This window comes from Streptomyces lunalinharesii (genome assembly GCF_039532155.1).
Classification (GTDB): Bacteria; Actinomycetota; Actinomycetes; order Streptomycetales; family Streptomycetaceae; genus Streptomyces; species Streptomyces lunalinharesii.
Genome location: NZ_BAAARK010000014.1, coordinates 132415 through 156746, shown reverse-complemented (window position 1 = coordinate 156746; position 24332 = coordinate 132415). Strand labels below are relative to the sequence as shown.

The 24332-nt window shown below is 75.6% G+C and carries 24 protein-coding genes and 1 pseudogene; 13 read left to right on the top strand and 12 right to left on the bottom strand.

The genetic code is table 11. From position 1 onward, the window contains the following. Nucleotides 1–108 precede the first annotated feature (108 nt). From ABD385_RS22090 to ABD385_RS22075, 4 genes and pseudogenes are all read right to left on the bottom strand, one after another. The gene (locus tag ABD385_RS22090; RefSeq protein WP_344578801.1) at nt 109–924 is read right to left on the bottom strand and encodes a TIGR04222 domain-containing membrane protein; all 816 of its coding nucleotides are present in this window, start codon (nt 922–924) and stop codon (nt 109–111) included. Between the two features lie 127 nt (nt 925–1051). Further along, nucleotides 1052–2354 (bottom strand): annotated as a pseudogene (locus ABD385_RS22085) (MbnB/TglH/ChrH family RiPP precursor modification enzyme). 149 nt (nt 2355–2503) lie between these two features. Beyond that, nucleotides 2504–3175 (bottom strand): LysE family translocator, encoded by a 672-nt coding sequence (locus ABD385_RS22080; RefSeq protein WP_344578798.1) that lies wholly within the window; start codon nt 3173–3175, stop codon nt 2504–2506. Between the two features lie 67 nt (nt 3176–3242). Then, a complete protein-coding gene (locus ABD385_RS22075; protein WP_344578796.1) occupies nt 3243–4007 on the bottom strand; it encodes a peptidyl-tRNA hydrolase in 765 nt (254 codons plus the stop codon). A 155-nt stretch (nt 4008–4162) separates the two neighbouring features. On the opposite strand from ABD385_RS22075, the gene ABD385_RS22070 reads away from it, so the two are divergent. The 3 genes from ABD385_RS22070 to ABD385_RS22060 are packed head-to-tail and all read left to right on the top strand — an operon-like array spanning nt 4163 to nt 6002. After that, nucleotides 4163–5074 carry an ATP-binding cassette domain-containing protein gene (locus ABD385_RS22070; RefSeq protein WP_344578793.1) on the top strand — a complete coding sequence of 304 codons (912 nt, stop codon included), beginning with the start codon at nt 4163–4165 and terminating at the stop codon, nt 5072–5074. Next, nucleotides 5071–5751: an ABC transporter gene (locus ABD385_RS22065; protein WP_344578790.1), complete on the top strand. Its 681-nt coding sequence runs from the start codon at nt 5071–5073 to the stop codon at nt 5749–5751. The genes ABD385_RS22070 and ABD385_RS22065 overlap by 4 nt, the downstream gene beginning before the upstream one ends. Nucleotides 5752–5804: 53 nt before the next feature. Then, the gene (locus ABD385_RS22060; RefSeq protein ID WP_344578787.1) at nt 5805–6002 is read left to right on the top strand and encodes a hypothetical protein; all 198 of its coding nucleotides are present in this window, start codon (nt 5805–5807) and stop codon (nt 6000–6002) included. A gap of 14 nt (nt 6003–6016) precedes the next feature. Here the strand turns inward: ABD385_RS22060 and zapE are convergent, their stop codons facing one another. Beyond that, the gene (gene zapE, locus ABD385_RS22055; RefSeq protein WP_425585451.1) at nt 6017–7138 is read right to left on the bottom strand and encodes a cell division protein ZapE; all 1122 of its coding nucleotides are present in this window, start codon (nt 7136–7138) and stop codon (nt 6017–6019) included. Between the two features lie 67 nt (nt 7139–7205). Between zapE and ABD385_RS22050 the strand changes: the two genes are divergently transcribed. The 3 genes from ABD385_RS22050 to ABD385_RS22040 all read left to right on the top strand — a co-directional run bounded on the left by ABD385_RS22050 (nt 7206) and on the right by ABD385_RS22040 (nt 9118). Then, nucleotides 7206–8054, top strand: a complete 849-nt coding sequence (locus tag ABD385_RS22050) for a dihydrofolate reductase family protein (protein WP_344578786.1) — start codon at nt 7206–7208, stop codon at nt 8052–8054. A gap of 171 nt (nt 8055–8225) precedes the next feature. Next, nucleotides 8226–8705, top strand: coding sequence for an indole-3-glycerol phosphate synthase (locus tag ABD385_RS22045; RefSeq protein ID WP_344578783.1), 480 nt, complete (start codon nt 8226–8228; stop codon nt 8703–8705). Between the two features lie 209 nt (nt 8706–8914). Then, nucleotides 8915–9118, top strand: coding sequence for a hypothetical protein (locus ABD385_RS22040; RefSeq protein WP_344578780.1), 204 nt, complete (start codon nt 8915–8917; stop codon nt 9116–9118). 44 nt (nt 9119–9162) lie between these two features. On the opposite strand, the gene ABD385_RS22035 is transcribed toward ABD385_RS22040, so the two are convergent. Both ABD385_RS22035 and ABD385_RS22030 read right to left on the bottom strand, forming a co-directional pair. After that, the gene (locus ABD385_RS22035) at nt 9163–9849 is read right to left on the bottom strand and encodes an ABC transporter ATP-binding protein (RefSeq protein WP_344578777.1); all 687 of its coding nucleotides are present in this window, start codon (nt 9847–9849) and stop codon (nt 9163–9165) included. Further along, nucleotides 9846–10934 (bottom strand): ABC transporter permease, encoded by a 1089-nt coding sequence (locus ABD385_RS22030; RefSeq protein WP_344578869.1) that lies wholly within the window; start codon nt 10932–10934, stop codon nt 9846–9848. The genes ABD385_RS22035 and ABD385_RS22030 overlap by 4 nt, the downstream gene beginning before the upstream one ends. A 203-nt stretch (nt 10935–11137) precedes the next feature. Here ABD385_RS22030 and ABD385_RS22025 point away from each other — a divergent pair, with 203 nt between their 5' ends. The 4 genes from ABD385_RS22025 (at nt 11138) to msrB (ending at nt 15003) form a co-directional block, all read left to right on the top strand. After that, nucleotides 11138–12382, top strand: coding sequence for a sensor histidine kinase (locus ABD385_RS22025; RefSeq protein ID WP_344578775.1), 1245 nt, complete (start codon nt 11138–11140; stop codon nt 12380–12382). Next, a complete protein-coding gene (locus tag ABD385_RS22020; protein WP_344578773.1) occupies nt 12379–13020 on the top strand; it encodes a response regulator in 642 nt (213 codons plus the stop codon). Before ABD385_RS22025 ends, ABD385_RS22020 begins: the two co-directional genes overlap by 4 nt. Nucleotides 13021–13174: 154 nt before the next feature. Then, nucleotides 13175–14578 carry a UDP-N-acetylmuramate--L-alanine ligase gene (murC, locus tag ABD385_RS22015; RefSeq protein WP_344578771.1) on the top strand — a complete coding sequence of 468 codons (1404 nt, stop codon included), beginning with the start codon at nt 13175–13177 and terminating at the stop codon, nt 14576–14578. Between the two features lie 17 nt (nt 14579–14595). Next, the gene (msrB, locus tag ABD385_RS22010) at nt 14596–15003 is read left to right on the top strand and encodes a peptide-methionine (R)-S-oxide reductase MsrB (protein ID WP_344578770.1); all 408 of its coding nucleotides are present in this window, start codon (nt 14596–14598) and stop codon (nt 15001–15003) included. A 412-nt stretch (nt 15004–15415) separates the two neighbouring features. Here msrB and ABD385_RS22005 read toward each other — a convergent pair whose 3' ends face one another. The 3 genes from ABD385_RS22005 to ABD385_RS21995 form a co-directional block, all read right to left on the bottom strand. Further along, entirely contained in the window at nt 15416–16075 is a 660-nt protein-coding gene (locus ABD385_RS22005; RefSeq protein WP_344578767.1) for a 4'-phosphopantetheinyl transferase family protein, read from the bottom strand. After that, nucleotides 16072–16989 carry a metallophosphoesterase family protein gene (locus tag ABD385_RS22000; protein ID WP_344578764.1) on the bottom strand — a complete coding sequence of 306 codons (918 nt, stop codon included), beginning with the start codon at nt 16987–16989 and terminating at the stop codon, nt 16072–16074. The genes ABD385_RS22005 and ABD385_RS22000 overlap by 4 nt, the downstream gene beginning before the upstream one ends. 115 nt (nt 16990–17104) lie before the next feature. After that, nucleotides 17105–18697: a PucR family transcriptional regulator gene (locus ABD385_RS21995; protein ID WP_344578761.1), complete on the bottom strand. Its 1593-nt coding sequence runs from the start codon at nt 18695–18697 to the stop codon at nt 17105–17107. Between the two features lie 160 nt (nt 18698–18857). Between ABD385_RS21995 and ABD385_RS21990 the strand changes: the two genes are divergently transcribed. After that, a complete protein-coding gene (locus ABD385_RS21990; protein WP_344578758.1) occupies nt 18858–20348 on the top strand; it encodes a purine-cytosine permease family protein in 1491 nt (496 codons plus the stop codon). 180 nt (nt 20349–20528) lie between these two features. Then, nucleotides 20529–21062, top strand: coding sequence for a type 1 glutamine amidotransferase domain-containing protein (locus ABD385_RS21985; RefSeq protein ID WP_344578756.1), 534 nt, complete (start codon nt 20529–20531; stop codon nt 21060–21062). 36 nt (nt 21063–21098) lie between these two features. Here the strand turns inward: ABD385_RS21985 and ABD385_RS21980 are convergent, their stop codons facing one another. Beyond that, nucleotides 21099–21731, bottom strand: coding sequence for a M15 family metallopeptidase (locus ABD385_RS21980; RefSeq protein WP_344578754.1), 633 nt, complete (start codon nt 21729–21731; stop codon nt 21099–21101). Continuing rightward, nucleotides 21728–23599, bottom strand: a complete 1872-nt coding sequence (gene treZ, locus ABD385_RS21975) for a malto-oligosyltrehalose trehalohydrolase (protein ID WP_344578751.1) — start codon at nt 23597–23599, stop codon at nt 21728–21730. The genes ABD385_RS21980 and treZ overlap by 4 nt, the downstream gene beginning before the upstream one ends. A gap of 158 nt (nt 23600–23757) precedes the next feature. On the opposite strand from treZ, the gene ABD385_RS21970 reads away from it, so the two are divergent. Next, a complete protein-coding gene (locus ABD385_RS21970; RefSeq protein WP_344578749.1) occupies nt 23758–24312 on the top strand; it encodes an FHA domain-containing protein in 555 nt (184 codons plus the stop codon). Nucleotides 24313–24332 lie beyond the last annotated feature (20 nt).

Here is a 24332-nt window from a genome sequence, read left to right as displayed (position 1 = left end):
GGGGCCCCGGAGTGGGGCTCGCCCGCACGGGGCCGCACGGTGGGCATACAAAAGGGATAGTTCGGCCAATTGGTGGCAAAGTAAAGCACCCTACGGCGGTGTCGGACGCTATGCCCCGGAAGAGTGGAGCGCCGCGCGCAAACCGGGATCGGCGAGCGCGGCGGGCCCGAACAGCGCCAGCCCGGTCAGTCCGGTCGGCTCGGCCGGCGGCGGTCCCGGACGTCTCGCCGGCCCGCCGGGGTGCTCGTGCCGCAGCAGCGCCGAGCCGGCTTCGGTGGCCCACGCGGTGTACGGGTGGGCCTCGGCGCGGGCGACGGCCCAGGTGCCGAGGGTCAGGACCAACGGAAGCGCGAACCAGGCCAGCACCAGCCGGTCGACCTCGCCGGCCGGCGCCGCCCAATACGTCGCGCCGGCGGCCAGCAGCACCAGGAGGGCGGCGAGCTGCACGTGCCGGACCGCGGTGCCGATCCCGGTGCGGACCGCGGTGGGGGCCGCCAGCCCGGCGCGGACCAGTCGGTCGGCCAGCCCGCGGACCGCCTCGGCGCTCGTCAGCGCGCGCCGCACGGCCGGTATGCGGCGCTGCCCCTCGGGGCCTATGGCGCTCAGTGCGGCCCGCTCGACGGGGTCCTGGCCGACCGGGTCCACGACGGTGGCCCAGCCGGTGTGGGCGAGGTGCAGCCGCCGCTGTTGGGCCATCAGGACCAGTACCACGTCGGCGAGTCGGTGCGGGCCGCCGGCGAGGTAGGCCGTCTCGTACAGGGTCAGGCCGGCGTCGGCACCGGCGTCATCGGCCCGCGCGGCGGTGTCCGGGGGCGCGTCCGCGCCGTGGTGCAGGGCCAGCCCGGCGGCGAGCGCCGTGCGGCAGACCCGGACGCAGGAGACGACCGCGGCGACCCAGGCGAGCAGGAGGAAGAGGAGCCACATGGCGGAGGTTCTACGGGACGGCGGCCCCTGCCGCCAGGGAGTTTCTCGCAGCGCGGACGGATGGCCGAGATGTGTCGGTGCAGGCCGAACCGCCCGCGCGGGCCAGGAACTTCGGGCCGGCGCCGCCTCACCCGCGCCGCAGGGTCCGGATCCGGCGGGCGGCGGCCCGGGCGAGCCGGGGGACGGGGCGCGCGGACGGCGGCCGCGGCCCGGCCCGGTCGCGCCACCAGTTGGCCAGCCGCTGCCGTGCCACCGGGTCCTCGGGCGCGCCCCGGGCGAGCAGGAACGCGGCGAAGTCCAGGGCGTCCTGGCGGTAGCCGCCGTGCATCGGGCGGTCGTGGGCGTAGCGGAGGAAGGCCGTCCGGTAGCCGTCGCCGAGGAACTCCGGCAGCTCGGGCGCGACCTTGGCCACCACCGACGCCCGCTTGCCGGCCAACGCCCGGCTCTGCACCCGCAGCCGCGCCCGGTCGAACCCCTCCGGCGCGGGCGTCCCGGCCACCAGCGCCGACAGCAGCGCGGCCTGCGCCAGGGCCAGCCGCTCGCGGGCCGCACCGGTGTCCGCCGCCGACCGCTCGGCACCCGCTGCCGCCTCAGGCCGCCGGGACACGACGGGCCCCCTCCACCACGGCGCGGATCGCGTCGAGTTCGGCGGCCAGCGCCCCGCCCTCGGGGAAGTCGTCGTCCCGCTCCAGCAGCACCCCGGGCGGATCGATGCGCGCGCACAGCTCCGCGAGGACGTCCAGGACCGGCTGGGTCACCGGGTGGGCGTGACTGTCGTGCCACACCCCGTCGCGCTCGACGCCGCCCGCGACGTGGACGTAGGCGATGGCCTCGACCGGCAGCTCGTCGAGCGCCGCGGCCGGGTCCTCGCCGCGGTTGACGTGGTTGGTGTGGAGGTTGGCGACGTCGATGAGCAGGCGCACCCCGGTGCGCTCGACCAGCTCCGCCAGGAACCGGCCCTCGGTCAGCTCCTCGCCGGGCCAGGCGAACAGTGCGGCGATGTTCTCCAGGGCCAGCGGCACCGGGAGCGCGTCCTGGGCGATCCGGACGTTCTCGCACAGCACGTCGAGCGCGTCCCGGGTGCGCGGCACGGGCAGCAGGTGCCCGGCCTCCAGCACCGGCGACGCGGTCAGCGGGCCGCCGGCCCGGACGAAGGCGAGGTGCTCGGTGACCAGCGGGGCGTCCAAGGCGGTGGCCCGCTCGGCGAGGGCGGCCAGCCGACCGGCGTCCGGCCGGTCCGCGCCGCCGAGCCCGAGCGACACCCCGTGCGGGACGACCGTGGTGCCGCGCTCGCGCAACTCCCGCAGGGCGTCGGGGAGACGGCCGGGACAGACGTTCTCGGCGACCACCTCCACCCAGTCCACCCCGGGCAGCGCGGCGATCTCCGCGGCGATCTCCGGCCGCCAGCCGATTCCGGTCCCCAAGCGCACGGCTCCCCCTTTTCGCTCCCCTGGTCGGGGTACTCCTCACCGCGCGCGGGCCGCTTAACCGCACGGCCGAGCGGTTCAGAGGTTGATTTGAGCTTGGGCTACTGGGGGCCGGACGGGACCCGTCCCGTGCGGGCCTCCCCGGTGGCCGCTCAGCCGGCGACCTCGAACCCGACCGCGGCGCCGAGCGCCACCAACACCCCGCCGGTAGCCTGGTCCAGCCGCCGCCGCACCCGCGGGCGCTGTAGCACCGCCCGCGCCCGGTGCACCGCCAGGGTCACCCCGCCCAGCCACAGCACGCCCAGCACCGCGTGCACGGTCACCAGCAGCATCGTGGTGGCGACCACCGGTGCGCCGTGCGGGATGAACTGCGGCAGCAGGGACAGGTAGACCACGCCCACCTTGGGGTTGAGGACGTTCGTCAGCAGGCCGCCGCGAAAGGCCCGCCACGGGCCGCCCGGCACCGCGGGCGCCCCGCCGTCCCCCGGCGCGTCCGGCGTCGCGTCCGGCGCCGCCGTGGCCCCCTCCGTGCCGCGCCGGGCCCGGGCGCTGCGCAACGCCTGCACCCCGAGCCACACCAGATACAGCGCACCGGCAATCCGCAGCGCGTCGTACGCCGCCTTCGACGCGGCGAGCATCGCGGTCAGCCCCACCGCCCCGGCCAGCCCCCACACGAAGCAGCCGGCGGCGATGCCCAGGGCGGCGCACAGCGCGGCCCGGCGCCCCGAGCCGAGCGCGGTGCGCAGGACCACCGCGAAGTCGGGGCCGGGGGAGACGGTCAGCAGCGCGGCGACCACGGTGAAGCCGATGAGCGAGGTCAGCATGGGCACACGGTATGTCCCGACCGGCCCCCGACCGCCGGCGGGGGAGCGGAACGCCGCCCCGCCCCGCTCAGCGGCCCGCCGGCAGCGCCGTACCGCGCAGCGCCGGGTGGTCGGCGACCACCGTGCACGAGCCCGGCGCGATCTCCGTGAACCCGGCGTCCCGCACCACGGGCAGCCCGCCGCCGGCGAGCCCCGCCCACGCGGCGGGCTGCGCGGTCCGCACGGTCAGCGGGAACCCCGCCGCGCGCCATGCCTCCCGGTCCGCCGCGGACAGCGCCCACCACGCCAGTTGCGCACCGTGCCCGGCCTGCGCCATCGCCTTGCCCGCCGACATCTCCAGCGCCGGGTTGAGCCACAGCACCGGTGTGCCGGCGGCCGGCTCCCCGGGGGCCTGCGGATCGGCCAGCTCGGTCCCGGAGACCTGGAGCCGCGCCAGGTCCTTCGGCCAGCCGTCCAGCGGCACCGGCGGGAAGACCCGCACCTCGGCCTCCCGGCCGGTGACCGTGATGCCGGGCAGGGCCGCGGCCCGGCGCCACTCCGCACCGCGCGCCCGCCGCACCACCTTGCGTATCCGGGAGTCCTGCCAGCCGTGCACCGCCTGGGCCCACTCGCCCGTCCCGAGGGCCCGTTCGTCCGAGAGCAGCACCAGCACCGCCCGCGCGGCCGCCTCCAGGGCGTCCGTCCGCCCGGGCGGGGCGTCCCGCTCCAGGCGCACCACGAGCGGCAGCACGTACTCCGGTGCGGTCTCCTCGGTGCGGTCCGGCCGCGGGGCGTCGGTCGGGCGGGGGTCGTGGTGCGCGCCGGCCTGGCCGGCGGTCTCGGTCGTGGTCACGTGCTTCAGTCTGCCAGCCGCCACCGACACTCCCCGGCGACCGCCCGCGGTCGCGGAAATCCGCTCCCGGCGCCCCGCCGCACCCCGTCCCCGGCTACCGTCGGCCACGGCCGGGGAGCCGGCGAGCGACCGGGGGAGCGGGGGAGGTGCGGTCGATGCCGCGGCAGACGGGGCAGTGGATGCGGCTGGACGGGGTGGGACGGCGCTACGGGCTGCGCGGGCCCTGGGTGCTGCGCGAGGTGCGGCTCGACGTGCCGGCGGGCGCCCTGCTGCGCGTCGAGGGCGCCAACGGCAGCGGGAAGTCCACCTTGTTGCGGCTGCTCGCCGGCATCGACCGGCCCACGGTCGGTCGGATCACCGGGCGCCCGCGCACCGCCTACGTCCCCGAGCGGTTCCCGGCGGCCCTGCCGTTCACCGCCGCCGGCTACCTCACCCACCTCGGCCGGGTCCACGGGCTGCGCACCGCGGAGGCGAGCGGCCGGGCCGCCGAGTGGCTGGCCCGTTTCGGCGCCGCCGGACACGCCCGGACCCCGATGGCCGAACTGTCCAAGGGGACGAGCCAGAAGGTCGCCGTCGTCCAAGCCCTGCTCGCCGACCCCGAACTCCTCGTCCTGGACGAGGCGTGGACGGGCCTGGACCCGGCGGCCCGGGACGTCCTGGACCGCGCGGTCGCCGAACGGGTCGCCGCCGGCGGCACCGTCGTCTTCGTCGACCACGACCCGCGCCGGCTGGCCGGGGCCGCGGACGGCCGCTTCCGCGTCGCGGACGGGCACCTGCGGCCCGAGGCCCCCGACGCGACCGCCGACGCGCCCCTCCAGGCGGGCCCGCGGACCGTCATCGAGGCGGAGGGCCCGCCGGGCGCCGCGCCGCCGGCCGACCTCCCGGGCGCCCCGGACCTGGCGCCCGGCCCGGACGGCACCCTCCGGCTGACCGTCCCGGCCGCCCACTCCGACGCGCTGCTGCGCACCCTGCTCACCGCGCGCCCGCCCTGGCACGTCCGCGCGGTCACCGCCGCCCAGGGGCCCGGCCCCGACGCCGCCGTCCCCGGAGGGAACCCCCGCCCATGACCGCCCCGTTGACCGCCCTGGTCCGCTACCAGGCGGCGCTGCTCGCCAGGTCCTACCGCTGGTTGCCGCCGCTCCTGGTCCACGCGGCGTTCCTGGCCGTCGGCATCCAGACCGGCGGCCCGATCCTGGACGCCTACGGCTACGCCGCCGGCGGACTGCTGCCCGTCACCGTCTGGCTGACCCGGATCTGCGTCACCAACGAGCCGCCGGCAGCCCGTAGTTGCACCGTGGCCGCCACCGGGCCCGGCCGGGCGCACCTGGCCGCCCTGTTGGCCGCGGCCGGCGCCGCACTGCTCCTCGCGCTCGTGGGCACCGCCTTCGTGGCGCTGCTCTCCGACCCGCACTCCACCGGTCACCGCCTCGCCGTCCCGATGGTGCCCGCGACGGTCGCCGGGTCGTGCACGGCGTTGGTCTGCGTGTTGCTGGGCACCGCGATCGGCGCGTTGTGTTCCCGGCCCGTGCTGCTGCGCCCCGGCTGGGGCGTCCCCACCGGGTTGATCGCGGCGCTGCTCGTGCTCGTCCTGGGCGCCTCGCCCGCCAACGCCGCACTGACCGGCATGATCACCGGCTCCGAGCGCGGCGTCGTCACCGTGCCGTGGCTGCCGCTGGCCGCCGCGCTGCTGCTCGCGTCCGGTGCCGCGGCGGCGGCCTGCGCCCTGGCCGGACGCCGCGGCTGACCGGCCCGCTCCGGCCGCTCCGGGGCTCGGGGCTGCGGCGTAGGCTCGGGCGCATGCCGCACCCCGAGCCGCACCCCGCGCCCGAGCCGTCCGACCGGAGTCCGGCGGCGACCGACCCCGCCGCGGGGGCGCCGCCCGCCGACTGCGTCGAGTGCGGCGAGCCGACCGCGTACCCGGCGGCCACCCCCGGCATCGTCCGCTGCCCGGTCTGCGAGTGGCAGGAGGCCCAGCGCACGGCCTGCTCGGGCTGACCGCCCGGCGGCGCCTACGCGATCAGCGGCTTGGCGTCCCGGGCCAGCGCGGTCAGTCGGGAGATGGCGCGGAAGTACTTCTTCCGGTAGCCGCCGCGCAGCATCTCGTCGCTGAACAGCGCGTCGAAGGGCTTGCCGGAGGCCAGCACCGGCACCTCGCGGTCGTAGAGCCGGTCGGCGAGCACCACCAGGCGCAGCGCGGTCGACTGGTCCGGCACCGCCTGGACGTCGGTGAGGCAGACCGCCGTGATGCCGTCGCACATCGCGCCGTACCGGCTGGGGTGCACCTTCGACAGGTGGTCCAGCAGGGTCGGGAAGTCGTCGAGCGAGGCGCCGGGAGTGCGGTCCGCCGCGCGGCGGACCGCCTCGTCGTCGAACGGGGCGGGCGCCTCGGGCAGGCCGCGGTGGCGGTAGTCCTCGCCGTCGATGCGCAGGGCGCGGAAGTGGGCGCTCAGGCCCTGGATCTCGCGCAGGAAGTCGGCGGCCGCGAACCGGCCCTCGCCGAGCTTGCCGGGCAGCGTGTTGGAGGTGGCGGCCAGCGCGACGCCGGCCTCCACCAACTTGCCGAGCAGGCTGGAGACCAGCACCGTGTCGCCGGGGTCGTCCAGCTCGAACTCGTCGATGCACAGCAGGCGGTGTGCGCTGAGCGTGCGCACGGTCTGCTGGAAGCCGAGCGCGCCGACCAGGTTGGTCAGCTCGACGAAGGTGCCGAACGCCTTCAGCTCGGGGGCCGCGGGGGTCGCGTGCCACAGGGAGGCGAGCAGGTGGGTCTTGCCGACGCCGTAGCCACCGTCCAGGTAGACCCCGCGGGGGCTCTTGGGGGCGGCGGGCTTCTTCGGCGCGCGGGAGAACCACCGGCGCCTGCCGCCGGCCTCCGCGTCCGCCCAGCCGATGCCCGAGGCGAAGGTCCGCAGGACCTGCACGGCCCCGGCCTGGCTGGGCTGCCCCGGGTCCGGGAGGTAGGTGTCGAAGCGGGCGCCCTGGAAGCGCGGCGGCGGCACCATCTCGGCGACCAGGCGCTCGGCCGGGACGTGCGGCGCGCGGGAGGCGAGCGCGGTGGGGCCGACGGCGCCGTCCCCCGAGGCCGGGGGCGCGACTATCGGGGAGGGAGCGGAGGAGGACTGGGAAGGTGACACAGCCGTCCAGCCTAGTCGCTGTGACGCACCACCCGACCCGCTGAGCGAGGCATGTCACACTGCGCCCATGCGACGCCTGTTCCCCCTCTCCGCCCCGACCGCACCGGCCCAGGACGCCCCCGTGGACGCCCCGGAGGGCGCCGACCGGACCGCCGGTCCCGACGACGGGGTCACCGACCGCGAGTGGACGCTCGACGAGCTGGCCGCGGCCTACGCGTACCCGGCGGCCGACGACCCGGTGCGGTCCGCGCGCCCCGGATGGCTGCGCGCCAACATGGTGTCCTCCCTGGACGGCGCGGCGCACCACGAGGGCCGGTCGCAGCCCCTCTCCGGGGACGCCGACATGCGGATCTTCGGGGTGCTGCGGGCGCTCGCGGACGCGGTCGTGGTGGGCGCGGAGACGGTCCGACGGGAGGGCTACCGGCCGGCCCGCGCCCGGGCCGCGTTCGCCGAGCGGCGGGCCGCCGCGGGGCAGGGGCCGGCCCCCGCCATCGCCGTGGTGACCGCCGGCCTGGACCTGGACTTCTCCCTGCCGCTGTTCACCGAGCCGCTGGTGCCCACCCTGGTGCTGACCGGTGCGGGTGCCCCCGAGGACCGGGTGCGGGCGGCCCGCGCCGCGGGCGTCGAGGTGCTCTTCGCGGGTGAGGGGCGGGGCGTCGAGCCGGCGCGGGTGGCGGCGGCCCTGGCCGGACGGGGGCACACCCGGCTGCTCAGCGAGGGCGGGCCGCGGCTGTTGGGGCAGTTCGCGGCGGCCGGGGCGCTGGACGAGATGTGCCTCTCGCTGGCCCCGGTGGTGGCGGTCGGCGATGCCCAGCGGATCATGGACGGGCCGGCCGTCGCGGTCCCCGAGCGGTTCGGGCTGGTGTCCGTCCTGGAGGAGTCCGGGTTCCTGTTCACCCGTTACCGCCGCTTCTGACGGCGCCGTCGGTCCGCAAAAGAGCGGAATTATCTGTTCCGCTTAGCTTCCGTTGGGCACACTAAAAGCCGACAGGTCCCGTGTGGCGACGGGGCAGGATGGTTTCTGTGGGCACCGTGGCAGACGGTGCGGAAGAGAAGAAGGGCGTCCGCCGTGTTCACGAGCGTATTGATGATCGAGAAGCCTCTGACGCCCGCCGACGTGGAGTTCGTCACGACCCTGCACGGTGACGATCCGGTGTCCTTCGTGGTCCTCATGCAGCCGCGCGGCAAGCAGGACGTGCTGCTGCGGGCCATCGACGACGTCGCGCTCGGCGAGTTCGAGGACGCCGTGCGGGAGGGTGAGGAGCCCGGCGGGGCGAGCGCCGTTCTCCCCGCCGAGCAGGGGCTGAGCCACACCTTGGCGGCGCTGCGCGCGGCCGGCTCCGAGGCGGTCGGGCAGGTGGTCGACGACCATCCGCTGGACCTGCTGAAGTCGGTCGTCGACGAGACCGGTGCGGACGAGGTGATCGTGCTGACCGCCCCGCACTTCGTCGAGGAGTTCTTCCACCGCGACTGGGCTTCGCGGGCCCGCCACAAGGTCGGCGTCCCGGTCCTGAAGCTGTTCTCGCACGCCGCCGACGACCAGCCCCAGGAGTCCGGCGGCGCCTGAGGCGGGACCGCCACGGCCGGTTCCGGCCCGTTCGTCAATCTCGCGCCGGCGCGCCACTCGAACGGGGTATCTGTAGCCCACCACGGTTCCGGTTCGATGCGTTCCTGGTCAGGAGGGGTGGCCCGTGGCGGGCCACCCCGCCGGCCGAGCGACGGCGGCGCCGCACCCGACGCCGCCGAGGACATCGAGGACCGAGGAGAGGGGCCGTCATGGCGGAGCAGCGGGAACCGGACGCGGAGCGCGAGCGCGGCCGGCACGAGGACCGGGGCCGGGACGCGGAGCCCGGCCGGGACCGGACGCGGCGGGGCGCCCCGGAGGCCGAGGAGCCCAAGTCCGTAACGGACGACCCCGCCAAGGGGCGGCAGCCCGGGAAGCCCGACCTGTTCCCCACCTTCTCGCACCGCGAGGACTAGGGCGCTCGGGGCGGGACGGCGCCGCCGTCCCGCCCCACCGCGACTCACACCCCGGCGCCCGCCCCTGAGGTCAGCCGCCCGTCCTGGACCTCCGCCACCGCGTCCACCGCGGCCAGGTGGGACCGGTCGTGGGTGACCAGCACCGTCGCGGTGCCGCGCCGGTGGGTGAGGTCGGTCAGCAGGTCGAGGACCGCGGCGCCCCGCTCGTGGTCCAACGCACTGGTCGGCTCGTCGACCAGCAGCACCGCGGGCTCGTTCATCAGCGCCCGGGCGATGTTGACCCGTTGCCGCTGACCGCCCGACAACTGGTGCGGCCGCCGGTCCGCCTGCTCCGTCAGGCCCACCGCCGCCAGCAGCTCCGCGGCCCGGGACCGGGCCGTACGGGGCGAGCGGCCGTCCAGGTGGGCCATCACCTGGAGCTGTTCCAGCGCGGTCAGCGACGGCAGCAGGTTCGGCTGCTGGAACACCGTGCCGATGGTGGAGCGGCGCAGCGTCGCCAGCTCGCCGCGGCTGAGCCCGGCGGTGTCGGTGCCGTCGAGCACCACCCGGCCGCGGTCCGGCCGGATCAGCGTCGCGGCGACCGCCAGCAGGCTGGACTTCCCCGACCCGGAGGGCCCGACCACGGCCGTCACGCGGCCCGCCGGCACGGTCAGCGAGACGGCGTCCAGTGCGGTCAGGCGGGCGTCGCCGTCGGGGTAGGTGAGGGTGACGTCGGTCAGTTCGAGGCTCATCGGGCACTTCCCAGGGCGGTCAGCGGGTCGACGGAGGTGATGCGGCGGATCGACAGCGCGGCGCCGACGGCACCCAGCGCGATCATGATCAGGGCCGGGACCAGCACGGTGGACGGGTCGAGTACGAACGGCACGGTGCCGCCCACCGCGGCGCCCACCCCGGCCGCCACCGCGGTCCCCAGGCCGGTGCCGAGCACCAGGAGGACGACGGCCTGGCCGAGGGCGTCCCGCAGCAGGTAGCGGGTGGAGGCGCCGAGCGCCTTGAGCACCGCGACGTCGCCGCTGCGCTGGATCGTCCAGACCGTGAAGAACGCCCCGATGACCAGCGCCGAGATCGCGAACAGGAAGCCGCGCATCAGCTGGAGCGACCCGTTCTCGGCGCTGTACGAGCCGATCGCCGTCAGGGCGTCCGCCGCGGCCACCGTCCGGGTGCCGAGCCGCCGGTCGGCGGCGGCCAGACCGTCCGTCCCGGTGGTGGACAGGGCCAGCACCGTCGCGTCCTGCGCGCCCGCGCCGCCGGGACTCCCCGACAGCCGGTGCCAGTCGTCCAGCGAGGCCCACACCACCGGGGTGTGGCTGTACATCGCCGCCCCCGAGACCGCCGTCACGGCGAGCTTCCGGCCGCCCAGCGCGACCCGGTCACCGGCGCGCGCGCCCAGCTCCGCGGCCGCCTTCTGCGACAGCACCACCGTGCCGTCGCCGGCCGGCCCCGCGGACGGCGCGAGGCGCGACCCCGGCCGCACCCCGAACACCGACACCGCGGCCGACCTCCCGCCGGCCCCCTCGGCCTTCGTGGTGGCGATGCCCAGCGGTTCCGCGCTGCGCACGCCGGGCACACCCGCCCACTCCCGCACCGTCCGCTCCGGCAGCCGGGAGTCGGTGAACGACGGCTTGCCGTCCCCGGCCGGCGCCGCGAAGACCAGGTGGTCGGCGGGGAGCGCGGTGATCGCCGAGGTGTTCTCCCGGCCCAACCCCGCCGTCAGGCCGGACAGCAGCCCCACCAGCACCGTGATCAGGGTGACGACGGTCCCCATCAGGGCGAACCTGCCCTTGGCGAATCTCAGGTCTCTCCAGGCGACGAACACCGGCTCGGCCATCCTCGGATCGGTACCGGGCCCACCGCCCGGCGACTGGCTCCCACCGTCGCCCGCCGCGGGGGTGCCGGGCATCGCGCCCAGGAGTGGTTCGCCGCCACCGAAAGGTGCTCCCCGACCTCCACCTTTGGATGCCCGCCCTCCACCTTTCGATTGATGCCGGGCCCGGTCGGCGCCCGTAGCCTGAAGGAGCCGTGACCGAAGAAGCCAGGACCGACCACTCCCTCACCCCCGTCCTGCGCGTGCTGCGCCTGTGCCTCCACCTGATGGTGGCCGCGTTGCTCGCGCTCGCCGGCGTACGCGCGGTGGCCGACGAACGGCCCACCGCACCGGCCGTGCTCGCCACCGCCGTGGTCCTGCTGGCGCTCTACGTCCTCGGCCCCGTGCTGCCCCGGGTCCGCAGTTCCTCGCGCGCCGCCGCCCTGTGGCTCGCCGTCGTCGTCGTGGTCTGGATGGTGCTCCTGGGGCTCACTCCGGACGGCGTCTGGCTGGCCTTCCCGCTCTTCTTCGTCGAACTGCACCTGCTGCCGCTGCGCTGGGCGCTGCCCACCGTCGCCGCCAGTACGGCCCTCGCCATCGCCGGCTTCGCCTGGCACACCCACACCCTCAGCGTCGGCACGGTCATCGGCCCCGTGCTGGGCGCCGCGGTCGCGGTCGCCGTCGTCCTCGGCTACCAGGCCCTCTACCGGGAGAGCGAACAGCGCCAACGCCTCATCGAGGAGCTCACCGCCGCCCGCAGCGAACTGGCCGCGGCCGAACGCTCCGCCGGCGTCCTCGCCGAACGGGAGCGCCTGGCCCGCGAGATCCACGACACCCTCGCCCAGGGCCTCTCCAGCATCCAGCTGCTGCTCCGGGCCGCCGAGCGTGCCGTCCCGGAGCGCCCGGAGACCGCCCTCGGCCACATCCGGCAGGCCCGCACGGCCGCCGTCGACAACCTCGCCGAGGCGCGCCGCTTCGTCCGCGCCCTGAGCCCGCCCGACCTGGAGGCCGGGTCGCTGCCGGCCGCCCTGGAGCGGCTGTGCGCCGCCACCGCCCGCACCTCCGGACTGGCCGTGCACTGCCAGGTCTCCGGCGCGCCCGCCCCGCTGCCCACGCCGCACGAGGTCGCCCTGCTGCGCATCGCCCAGTCCGCGCTCGCCAACACCGTCCAGCACGCCGCCGCCGACCGCGTCGAGCTGACCCTCAGCTACATGGACACCGAGGTCGCCCTGGACGTCGTCGACGACGGCGCCGGCTTCCTGCCCACCGAGGTGCCGCCGCCCGGGTCCGGCGCCGGCGGCTCCGGCTTCGGGCTGGCCGCGATGCGCGCCCGGGCCCGCGCCCTCCAGGGCACCCTCGCCGTCGAGTCCGCCCCCGGGGAGGGCACCGCGCTCGCCGTGACGCTGCCCTGCCCCGACCCGTCCGCCGTCCCCGAGACCCCCCGGGAAGCCGCCCCGTGACCGCTCCCGCCGCCCCCGTCCGGCTGCTGCTCGCCGACGACCACCCCGTCGTCCGGGCGGGACTGCGCGCCGTCCTGGAGACCGAGCCGGACTTCGAGATCGCCGCCGACGTGCCCACCGCCGAGGAGGCCGTGCGGCTGGTCGGCCGGCTCGACGTGGACGTGGTCCTCATGGACCTCCAGTTCGGCGGCCGGATGCTGGGGTCCCGGGCCACCGCGGAGATCACCGCCCGCCCCGGCGCGCCGCGCGTGTTGATCCTCACCACCTACGACAGCGACGCCGACATCCTCGCCGCCATCGAGGCCGGCGCCACCGGCTACCTCCTCAAGGACTCCCCGCCCGACGAACTGGCCGCCGCGGTGCGGTCCGCCGCCGCCGGCAAGTCCGCACTCGCCCCCACCGTCGCGCTGCGCCTGATGGACCGGATGCGGACGCCCGCCGCGGCCCTCTCCCGCCGCGAGACCGAGGTCCTCCAGCTCGTCGCCGACGGCCTGTCCAACGCGGCGATCAGCAAGCGGCTCTTCCTCAGCCAGGCCACCGTCAAGTCCCACCTCGTCCACATCTACGCCAAGCTGGCCGTGGACTCCCGCACCGCCGCGGTCGCCGCCGCCACCGCCCAGGGCCTGATCCGCCGCTGAGCGCCGCGCCGGGGCGCCCGGGCCCGGCGGCGCACCCCGGCGCGGGGTCGCGGACCGGCGCTGTCGGCGCCGGGTGCGAGAATCGTCGGCAAGCACCCCGCACGACCGGACGCACGACCGCACGCCACGCTCGACGATCAGGGAGACGCAACCCATGGCACCCGCCATCCCAGCCTCGATGGAACGGCCGCACTTCATCGGCATCGGCGGCGCCGGCATGTCGGGCATCGCCAAGATCCTCGCGCAGCGCGGCGCCGAGGTGGCGGGCAGCGACGCCAAGGACTCCGCGACCGCCCAGGCCCTGCGCGCCCTCGGCGTCACGGTCCACCTCGGCCACGCCGCCGAGCACCTCGCCGCCGACGCCACCAGCGTCGTGGTCTCCTCCGCGATCCGCTCCGACAACCCCGAGCTGGCCGCCGCCCAGCAGCGCGGCATCCCGGTCGTCCACCGCTCCGACGCCCTCGCCGCCCTCATGGACGGCCTGCGCCCGATCGCCGTCGCCGGCACCCACGGCAAGACCACCACCACGTCGATGCTCGCCGTCTCCCTCGGCGCCCTCGGCCTCAAGCCGTCCTACGCCATCGGCGGCGACCTGGACGCCCCGGGCTCCAACGCCGAGCACGGCAGCGGCCGGATCTTCGTCGCCGAGGCCGACGAGAGCGACCGCAGCTTCCACAAGTACGCCCCCGAGGTCGCCATCGTCCTCAACGTCGAGCTGGACCACCACGCCAACTACGCCTCGATGGACGAGATCTACGCCTCGTTCGAGACGTTCGTCGACCGCGTCCGGCCCGGCGGCACCCTGGTCGTCTCCGCCGACCACCCCGGTGCCCGCGAGCTGACCGCTCGGCTCGCCGGCCGCGACGACATCGAGATCGTCACCTACGGCGAGGCCAAGGACGCCGACGTCCGCATCCTCCAGATCACCCCGCACGGCCTGGCCAGCGACGTCACGGTCACCCTGACCAGCGGCAAGATCCTCACCTTCACCGTCTCGGTCCCCGGCCGGCACTACGCGGGCAACGCCGTCGCCGCCCTGGCCGCCGGAGTCGCCCTCGACCTCCCGCCGCACCAGCTCGCCGACGCCCTCGGCAAGTACACCGGCGTCAAGCGCCGCCTCCAGCTCAAGGGCGAGGCCGCCGGCGTCCAGGTCATCGACTCCTACGCCCACCACCCCACCGAGATGACCGCCGACCTGGAGGCCATCCGCGGCGCCACCGAGGAGGTCGGCGGCCGCATCCTCGTCGTCTTCCAGCCGCACCTGTACTCCCGCACCCAGGAACTCGGCACGGAGATGGGCCAGGCCCTGGCCCTCGCCGACGCCTCCGTCGTCCTGGACATCTACCCGGCCCGCGAGGACCCGATCCCGGGCGTCACCAGCGCCCTGATCACCGACGCCGCCCTGGCCGCCGGCGCCCAGGTCACCCCCGAGGCCGACAAGAGCGCGATCTTGGAGCTGATCGCCGGAATGGCCAGGCCCGGTGACCTTGTTCTCACCATGGGCGCGGGCGACGTGACCGACCTCGGCCCCGCCATCCTGTCCCGCTTGGGCGCATGAGCTGAGGAGGCCCCCCGATGACCTATGAGATCGACAAGCCCGACGAGCAGTGGCGCAGTGAGCTGACCCCGGCCGAGTACCACGTGCTGCGCCAGGGCGGCACCGAGCCCGCCTTCGTCGGCGAGTACACCGACACCGAGACGGCCGGCGTCTACTCCTGCCGGGCCTGCGGCGCCGAACTGTTCCGCTCCACCACCAAGTTCGCGAGCCACTGCGGCTGGCCGTCCTTCTACGACCCCAAGGACACCGACGCCGTCGAACTCCTGGAGGACCGCACCCACGGCATGGTCCGCACCGAGGTCCGGTGCGCGCGGTGCGGCTCGCATCTCGGGCACGTCTTCGAGGGTGAGGGCTACCCGACCCCGACGGACCAGCGGTACTGCATCAACTCGATCTCGTTGCGGATGGCGCCCGACGAGGCGTGAGCACCGACCGGCGGCGGGCGGTGCGCGGGCGTGACCCGCGGCCGCCCGCGCACCGGTCGACGGCGGCGCCCGCGGCGCGTGGACGGAGAAGGCCCGCCCGGGCACGAACGACGGGGACCAGAACTGGCTGGCCCAGGAGATCGGCGCGGCGTTCCGGACGGGCGAGGAACAGCAGGCGTCCGACGTGTTCGCGGGCCTGGCCGAGGAGTTGCGGGCCTGTGCCTTCGCGCGCACCTCGGTGCGGTTCACCACCCGGGACGCCCGGCACGCGGTCGCGACGATCGTCCGAGACAAGGACGCGCCCCGCCCCACCACGCTCCACGAACACCTCGCGGTCGGGCGGCACGGCGCCCGTTCGGCGACGCGGGGACACCGCCCGGGGTGCCCCCACGAGGCGCGCGGGACGCTCCCGTCACACCGGTACGGTCACCGCCGTCATCACCAGCTGGGACCCGATCAGCCAGCGGCCGGTGAACTCGGTGAGCTCCCGGCCCTCCACCACCGGACCGGGCACCAGGAACCGGGCGGTGAAGGTGGCGTCGGTCGGGTCGAGGGTGAGGTGGGCGTCCTCGAAGCCCAACCAGCGGCCGGTGAGCGGGAACCACGCCTTGTAGACGCTCTCCTTGGCGCTGAAGACGAGCCGGTCCCAGCAGATCTCCGGCTGGTGCGCGGCGAGTTGGGAGAGCTGGGCCCGTTCTTCGGGGAGCGTGACGAGCTCCAGGACGCCCGGGTCCTCGATCCGCGCGTGCGGCTCCGCGTCGACGCCGACGGAGCGCACGTCGCTCGCCCGGGCCACGGCGGCGCCGCGGTACCCCGTGCAGTGGGTCATCGCGCCGACGATGCCGGTCGGCCAGATCGGGGCGCGGCGCTCGCCGGGCAGGACCGGCGCGGGGGCGATCCCGAAGGCGGCCAGGGCCCGGCGGGCGCAGTTGCGCACCGTGCCGAACTCCCGTTGCCGCTGCGGGACCGCCTGGGCCACCAGCGCGAACTCCTCGGGGAACATCTCCGACAGCGGGTCGTCCTCGAAGGACTCGGCGGTCGCGATCGGCGCGGGCAGCAGCTTCTCTATCACGCGGGAACTCCGGTGGTCGCGACGGGCAGGATCTGGACCGGGCGGCCGGGGGAACCGGAGCGGCGCCGCCATTCGCGAGGGTAGCCGAGCGACACCTCCTGGTGGGGCACTCCGTCCCACATGATCAGCCGCGGGATGTGCAGATGGCCGTAGACCACCGTGCTGGCGCGGAACCGCCGGGGCCAGTCGGCGGTGGCCTCCGTCCCGCACCACAGCGCGAACTCCGGGTACCACAGGGGTCTGGTGGGCTCGCGGACCAGCGGCCAGTGGTTGATCAGCACCGTCGGCAGGTCCTCCGGGAGGGCCGCGAGCCGCGCCTCGGTCTCCGCCACCCGGGCCCGGCACCACGCCTCGCGGGACGGGTAGGGGTCCGGGTGCAGGAAGTACTCGTCGGTGCAGACGACGCCCGCCTTCTCGGCGATCGCCAGGGCCTCCTCCTTGGACCCCATGCCGGGCGTCCGGAAGGAGTAGTCGTAGAGGAGGAAGAGCGGCGCGAGGGCCACGGGGCCGCCCGCCCCCTCCCAGACCGGATACGGGTCCTCGGGGGTGACCACCCCCAGCTCCCGGCAGATCTCCACCAGGTGCTCGTAGCGGGCCACCCCGCGCAGTTGCACCGGGTCCTTGGTGGGGGTCCACAGCTCGTGGTTGCCGGGCACCCACACGACCTTGGCGAACCGCTCGCTCAGCAGGCCGAGCGCCCAGCGGATGTCCTCGACGTACTCCCCGACGTCCCCGGCCACCAGCAGCCAGTCGTCGTCGGACTCCGGCCGTAACCGCTCGACGATGTCGCGGTTCTCGTCGTACCGGACGTGGAGGTCGCTGACGGCCACCAGGCGGCCCTCACGCGAGGTGGGCGCCGGCCCGGTGGTGGCGTGCTGGGCGCCGGGGGCGAAGGTGCGGATCTCGTAGGTCACCTCAGCAGTAAAGACGGTGCGGGGGGATCAAGGAAAGCGTCGCCCGGAAACGAGGGGCGTGCCGCGGCCGGGCCCCTCGATCGCCGGGCGCGGCCGCGGCGGCCGCGCCCGGGCCTCAGCGGGCGCCGGGGGAGGGGGCGCCGCCGCGCCGGATGCGGGTGGCCAGCCACAGGTCGAAGCGGTCGTCGGGGTCGTCGAGGCGGCGCCCGGTGAGGTCCATCGCCTTGTCCAGGCGGTTGCGCACCGTGTGCCGGTGGACGCCGAGCCGGCGGCTGGTGGCGTCCCAGGCACCGCCGGTCTCCAGCCAGGCGGCGAGGGTGGCGATCAGCTCCTCGCCGCCGTCGGCCAGGTCCAGCGGCCCGAGCACGGTGTCGGCGTAGCCGTGCAGCGTCCGCCGGTCGCCGAGGTCCAGCAGCAGTCGGGCGGCCTCGCTCTGCCGGGCCTCCGCGGGCGTCCCGCTGGTCCGGCTGACCGCCAGCAGCCCGGTGGCCTGCCGCAGCGACACCCGGACCGCCTCCGGCGCGCTGGCCGGGCCGATGCCCGCGGGGCAGTTGGGGGCGAACCGGCCGAGCACCGCGTGGATGTCCAGTTCCTCGCCGACCACCGCCTCGATCAGCGGTCCCGGAGCGGCCCCCGGCCCGCCGGACACCCGCACCAGCCCGCCGGGCATGGCCAGCGCCAGATCGGCCGCCATCTCCTGGGCCGCGCCCTCCGACAATCCCGTCCGCGCTGCGGAACCGCCCCCGCCGCGCGGCCCCGCGACCGGCGCCGCCTCCACGACGACCGCCCGCACCCGCTCGGCGGACAGCCCCACCGAGGCCAGCATGTCCCGGGCCCGGTCCGCCGCCAGGTCCTCGTCCGCCAGCAGCTCCGACAGCAGCGCCGAGCGCCGCCGGCGTTCCGGCTCGTCCCGCAGGTGCCGTCGTTCCAGCTCCAGGGAGAGCAGCGAGATCAGTCCGGGCACCACGGACCGGGCGGCGTCGTCCGGGCGGCCGGTGAGCAGCAGCAGTCCGCGCAGCCGGCGGGCGCCGAGCGGCTGCACCTCCAGCTGCCGGCCGCCGACGGTGCTCGACGCACTGCCCCGCAGCCCCCGTGCGGCGACCCGTTCGACCAGGTCACGGGCGTGTTCCAGGGCGGTGCCCGGCTCCTGTTCGGCGGCCGCCAGCTGCCGGCCCAGCGGGTCGAGGACGGTGGCGCCGACGCCGGTGGCGGCCGTCCACTCCGCCAGCATCGGCTGGAGCCCGTCGCTGGTCGCCGCGGCCGCTGTCAGTCGCCGCTGGGTGGCGAAGGCCCGGTGCAGCACCTCCCGCTGCTCGGTGGCCCGGGCGTCGAAGACCGCCTTGGTGACCGCGATGAACGGGACCTCGTCCGGCACCGTCAGCAGCGGCAGTCCCGCCTCCTCGGCGGCCGTGACCAGCGGTTGCGGTGCCTCTTGGTACGGCAGCCCCTGCCCCAGCCCGAGCGCCAGGCAGGCCGCGCCGCCCTCGGCCACGTCCCGGACGTACGCGCGGCAGGACGCCGGCTCCATCGGCAGCAGCAGCCCGATGGTCATCAGCAGCTCACCGCCCTGTAGCCACTTCCCCGGGACCAGCAGGTCGGAGACGGTCGCCGCCTCGATGGTGCGGGACAGCAGCTCCTGCGGTACGTCGTAGGTGAGGGCCAGATGGAGGCCGGGCCGTGCCAACAGGTCCGAGATACGCAGAGGCATAGACATAGTGTCCACCACATATCTATTGAATGGACGATCGGGCGATCGAGTCCCGGCGGCCGGACGCCTAGGTTCACACCACCGCGGAATCCGACGTTCCCCACCGGCTCCCCGCGGCACCACCCCCGCACACCCTGTCGCCACGCCCGAGGAGTAACCCATGGATCCCACGGCACCCATGGAAGGCACGAGCGAGGGACGAGGCTCGCGCATGATCGAGGTCCGCTCCATCGACTACGTCCCCGTCCGCGAACGGCACGGGAAGGTGTGGCACCAGGGTCCGTTCTGGTTCACCGGCAACTTCGTGCTGACCACGATGGTCACCGGCTTCCTCGGCCCGGCCCTCGGCCTGAGCCTGCTCGCCTCCGTCGCGGCGGTCGTCCTCGGCGCCTGCTTCGGCACCTTCTTCATGGCCTTCCACGCCAACCAGGGCCCCCGGATGGGCCTGCCGCAGATGATCCAGTCGCGGGCCCAGTTCGGCATCCGCGGTGCGATCGTGCCGTTCGCTGCCGTGGTCTTCGTCTACGTCGGGTTCAACGTCTTCAACGTGGTCCTCGCCGCCCAGGGCCTGCGCACCGTCTTCCCCGGCGGCACCACCCTCTGGTACGTGTTGATCATCGGCGTAGCCATCGTGCTCGCCGTGGTCGGCCACGACCTGCTGCACCTGGTCCAGCGCTGGCTCACCTACGTGCTGATCGTGGTCTTCGGCGTGCTCACCGTCGGCGCGCTGATCCAGCTCGACCCGCACTCCGCGGCCGCCGCCGGGCACGCCGGGCACGGCTCCTGGACGTCCTTCTTGGTCGTCTTCTCCGCCGCGGCCGGCTACCAGATCAGCTACGCCGTCTACGTCTCGGACTACTCCCGCTACCTGCCCCGCGACGTCTCCGCCCGCAAGGTCATCTGGTGGACCTACGCCGGCGCGGCCGGCTCCGCCGCCTGGCTGATGTCGCTCGGCGCGCTGCTCGCCTCGGCGCTGCCGCACCCGGACGCGATCAGCGGCATCCGCCAGGTCGGCAACGCGATCGTGCCCGGCTTCGGCACCTTCGCGGTGGTCGTCTCGTCCGTCGCCCTGGTCGGCATCATGGCCGTCAACGCGTACGGCGCGATGCTCACCACCACCAGCGCGATCGACGCCTTCCGCACGGTCAAGCCGACCGTCCGGATCCGGATCGCCGGCATCGCGGCCATCGGCCTGATCGTCTTCACCGTGGCGATGCTGCTCCCGGAGAACTACCTGGAGAGCTTCAACACCTTCGTGCTGATGATGCTCTACTTCCTCATCCCGTGGACGGCGGTCAACCTCGTCGACTTCTACTGGGTCCGGCGCGGCCACTACGCGGTCACCGCGATCTTCAACCCGGCCGGCATCTACGGCCGCTGGTCCTGGCGCGGCATCACCGCCTACGTCGCCGGCTTCGCCGCGATGGTCCCGTTCTTCTCCACGTCCTTCTACACCGGCCCGGTGACCAAGGCGCTGGGCGGCGCCGACCTCTCCTTCGTGCCCGGCCTGCTGGTCGGCGGTGGCCTGTACTACCTGCTCACCCGCAGCCTCGACCAGGTCGCGGAGGCGGCGGCGGTCGCCGAGAGCGAGCGCGAGCTGGAGGGGACCGACGCGGACGGGCCGGCGGCCGCCGCGGCCCCGCGCGACTGACGGAAAGGGACGGCGCGGGCCGCCCGGGGTCGCCGCGTACCAGCGGATGAGCCGCCCCGTTCCGCCCGCTATGGTCGGTCGGTAGGGATATGTCCCCACCGGCCGACCGTCGTCTTCCGGCCCTCCGCGCAGCCGCCGTCCGGCCCTCGGGCCGCCCGGACGAAGGGAAGTGAGCGCACCATGCAGGTGGCGTTTCTGGTGGCCCCCGCGGGCACCGAACAGGTCGAGCTGACCGAGCCCTGGCAGGCGGTCACCGCCGCGGGCGGCAAGCCCACCCTGATCTCCACCAGGTCGGGCCGCATCCAGGCGTTCCACCACCTGGACAAGGCCGACACCTTCCCCGTCGACCGCACCGTGGACGCGGCGTCCGTCGCGGAGTTCGACGCCCTGGCCCTGCCCGGCGGGGTGGCCAACCCCGACGCGCTCCGTCTGGACCGGGGGGCCATCGCCCTCATCGCGTCCTTCTTCGAGACCGGCAAACCGGTCGCGGCCATCTGCCACGCCCCCTGGACCCTGATCGAGGCCGACGTCGTGCGGGGCCGCACCCTCACCTCCTGGCCCAGCCTGCGCACCGACATCCGCAACGCCGGCGGCACCTGGGTCGACCGGCCGGTCGTGGTCTGCACGCAGGCCGCCAACACCCTCGTCACCAGCCGCAAACCGGCGGACCTGCCGGCCTTCTGCAAGGCCCTGGTCGAGGAGTTCTCGCGGTGACGCGCGCGGGGCAGCCCGCACCGCCCCCGCGCCCCCTCAGACCGGCCCGTAGACGGCGCACCGGGCCCCGGTGAGCAGCGCCCAGTAGCGGTCCCCGTAGGACCAGTGCCACCACTCGCTGGGATAGTTCACGAAACCGGCGCCGCCCAGGGCCCGGGCCAGCAGGGCGCGATGGCGTCGGGCCCGGGCCGGCAGCCCCGGGGCGTCGAACGGGCAGCGCTCCTCGTCGCCCGTGCGGTGGCCGTTGACCGCACCGCCCATGTCCACTGCGGCGCCCCGGTCGTCCACCAGCGTCAGGTCCAGGGCCGCCCCCGTGCAGTGCGGGGCCACCTCGACGGGGGCGACGAACGCAGCCGTCCGGCGGCGCAGCTCCGCGGGGTCGGTGTGGCCCGCGGCGCGCAGGCGCTCCTGGTAGCGGGCGAACCGCCGGGCCTGCTCGGCGCTGCTGCGGTGCCCCTCGACCACCAGGAACCCCCAGCCCGGCGGCAGCCCGGCGGCGGCCGTCCGCAACCGTGCGCACACGCCGGCCCGGGCCCGCCCGTACGCCCCGTCCGGGTCCCGCTCGCCGGGAGCCAGGCTCACGCGGGGCAGCGTCGCCACCTCGGCCAGCGGTTCGCCGCAGTCGCGCACCAGCACGTCCGCCACCTGAGGGTCACTGAGCACGATCACGTGCGACCCGCCCTGGCGCGCAGCGTTCCGGGCGGCTCCTCGACGACCACCGCCACCGACTCCGCCGGCAGGTGCAGCACCCCGCCGTCGTCCGGCAGCACCGGGTGCGGCCAACCGGCCGCCGCGCGGAAGTTGCGCGCGGGGGCCGGCGCGGTGCCCCGCCGCGCGTCCGCCGGGGGCGCCGTGGACGGGGGGAGCGGGACGGTGGCGGTGCCGCTCGGGGCGAGGTTGACGGCCAGGTGGACGGGGCCGCGGCGGAGCAGGAGCCAGCGGGCGTCCTCGTCGTGGCAGACGTGGGTGCGCGAGGGGTCGGGGTCGGTCAGCGCGGGGTGGGTGCGGCGCAGCGCGAGGAGGCTGCGATACCAGGAGAGCAGGGCGGCGTGCGGCGCGGCGGACGGTTCGGCCCAGTCCAGGACGCAGCGGTCGCGGGTGGCCGGATCCTGCGGGTCCGGCCAGTCGGCGCCGAGGCCGTCGCCGTGCGCCGCGCCGCCCTCCTGCGCCGCGAACTCGCGCCGCCGGCCGGCCCGTACAGCCTCGGCCAGTTCCGGGTCCGGGTGGTCGGTGAAGTACTGCCAGGGGGTGCGCGCGCCCCACTCCTCGCCCATGAAGAGCATCGGGGTGAAGGGAGAGCAGAGGACCAGCGCGGCGGCGCAGGCGAGCAGGCCGGGGGAGAGGGTGGCGGTGAGCCGGTCGCCGTACGCGCGGTTGCCGATCTGGTCGTGGGTCTGCGCGTAGCCGAGCAGCCGGTGCGGTGGGGTCGCCCGGAGGTCGAGCGGGGCGCCGTGGCGGCGCCCGCGGAAACTGGAGTGGCTGCCGTCGTGGAAGAAGCCGCCGGTGAGGGTCTTGGCGAGGGCGGCGAGCGGGGCGCGCGCGAAGTCGGCGTAGTAGCCGTGGGATTCGCCGGTCAGCGCGGTGTGCAGGGCGTGGTGGAAGTCGTCGTTCCACTGGGCGTGCAGGCCCAGGCCGCCGCTCGCCCGCGGCGCGGTGGTGCGCGGGTCGTTGCGGTCGGACTCGGCGATCAGGAACAGCGGGCGGCGCTGCTGGGCGGCGAGCGCGTCCACGGCGGCGGACAGTTCGGCCAGGAAGTGCTGGGCGCGATCGTCGTGCAGGGCGTGCACGGCGTCCAGCCGCAGTCCGTCGACGCGGTAGTCGCGCAGCCAGCCGAGCGCGCTCCCGACGAGGTAGCGGCGGACGTCGTCGGAACCGGGGGCGTCGAGGTTGACCGCCGCCCCCCAGGGCGTGTGGTGGGTGTCGGTGAAGTACGGGCCGAACTCCGGGAGGTGGTTCCCCGACGGGCCGAGGTGGTTGTGCACCACGTCGAGGACCACCCCGAGGCCGTGGCCGTGCGCGGCGTCCACGAACCGCTTCAGCCCGTCGGGGCCGCCGTACGGCTCGTGCACCGCCCAGGGCGCGATCCCGTCGTACCCCCACCCGTGGGTCCCGGGGAACGGGCAGACGGGCATCAAGGAGACGTGGGTGACGCCGAGGTCGGCGAGGTGGCCGAGGCGGGCCGCGGCGGCGTCGAAGGTGCCTTCGGGGGTGTACGTCCCGACGTGCAGTTCGTAGAGGACGGCGCCGGGCAGCGGCCGGCCGGGCCACGGGTGCCGCCAGGCGAACCGGGCGTGCTCGACGACCGCGCCGGGCCCGCCGGGCCCCGCCGGCAGCCGGGCGGCGCGCGGATCGGGCCGTGGCGGGCCCCCGTCCAGCCGGAAGGCGTAGCGGTCGCCGTCGCCGGCCGGTGCGTCGGCGCGCCACCAACCGGGGCGGGCGGGATCGCGCGCCAGCTCCACCGGGGGCGCGTCGGACCGGTCGCCGGCCCAGTGGAGGGCGACCCGCCCGGCCTCGGGCGCCCATACCTCGAACAGCACGGTGGTCCTCCTTCGTCGCTCCGGCCCGGCCGCCGCGGCAGGCGCCGGCCCGCTTCCCGACGACGAAAGCACGCCGCCGCGCCGGACGGAAGGACGCGGTGCGGCGGGGCACGGTCGTCGCCTGGACACCGGCTCACCGCAGGCCGGAGAATTACGCCATGACTTCGCTCCAGTTCCCCGCGCGGCCTTCGGACGCGGATCGGGAACGCGCCCTTGAGCTGCTGCGCGAAGGCGCGGCGGAGGGACGGCTGTCCCAGGACACCTTCCTGCGCCGGTTGGAACTCGTCCTGTCGGCCCAGCAGCATTCCGAACTCGCGCTGGCGACGGCCGACTTGGAGCGGCACGGCAAGGTCCAGGGGCTGGTGCTGCGGATGGTCGGCCGGGTGTCGGCGTTCCACATCCGGCTGCGCAGGGCGTGGCGCACGGAGCGGTTGCCGAAGCTGCTGCTGCCGGAGCCCGGCCCGTTCCCGCTGTCGATCGGGCGGGCCCCGGGCGTCGGCCTGCGGCTCAACCACGAGACGGTCTCCCGTCACCACGCCGAGCTGCGCAGCGAGGGCACCGGCTGGATGCTGCGCGACCTCGGCTCCACCAACGGCACCTGCGTCAACGGGCGCCGGCTGGTGGGCGAGATAGCGGTCGGGCCCGGGGACCACATCAGGTTCGGCCACGTGGACTACGTCCTGACCGAACGCCAGGCCCAGTCCGAGCGCTGACGCCCACCGACCCGCCGCGG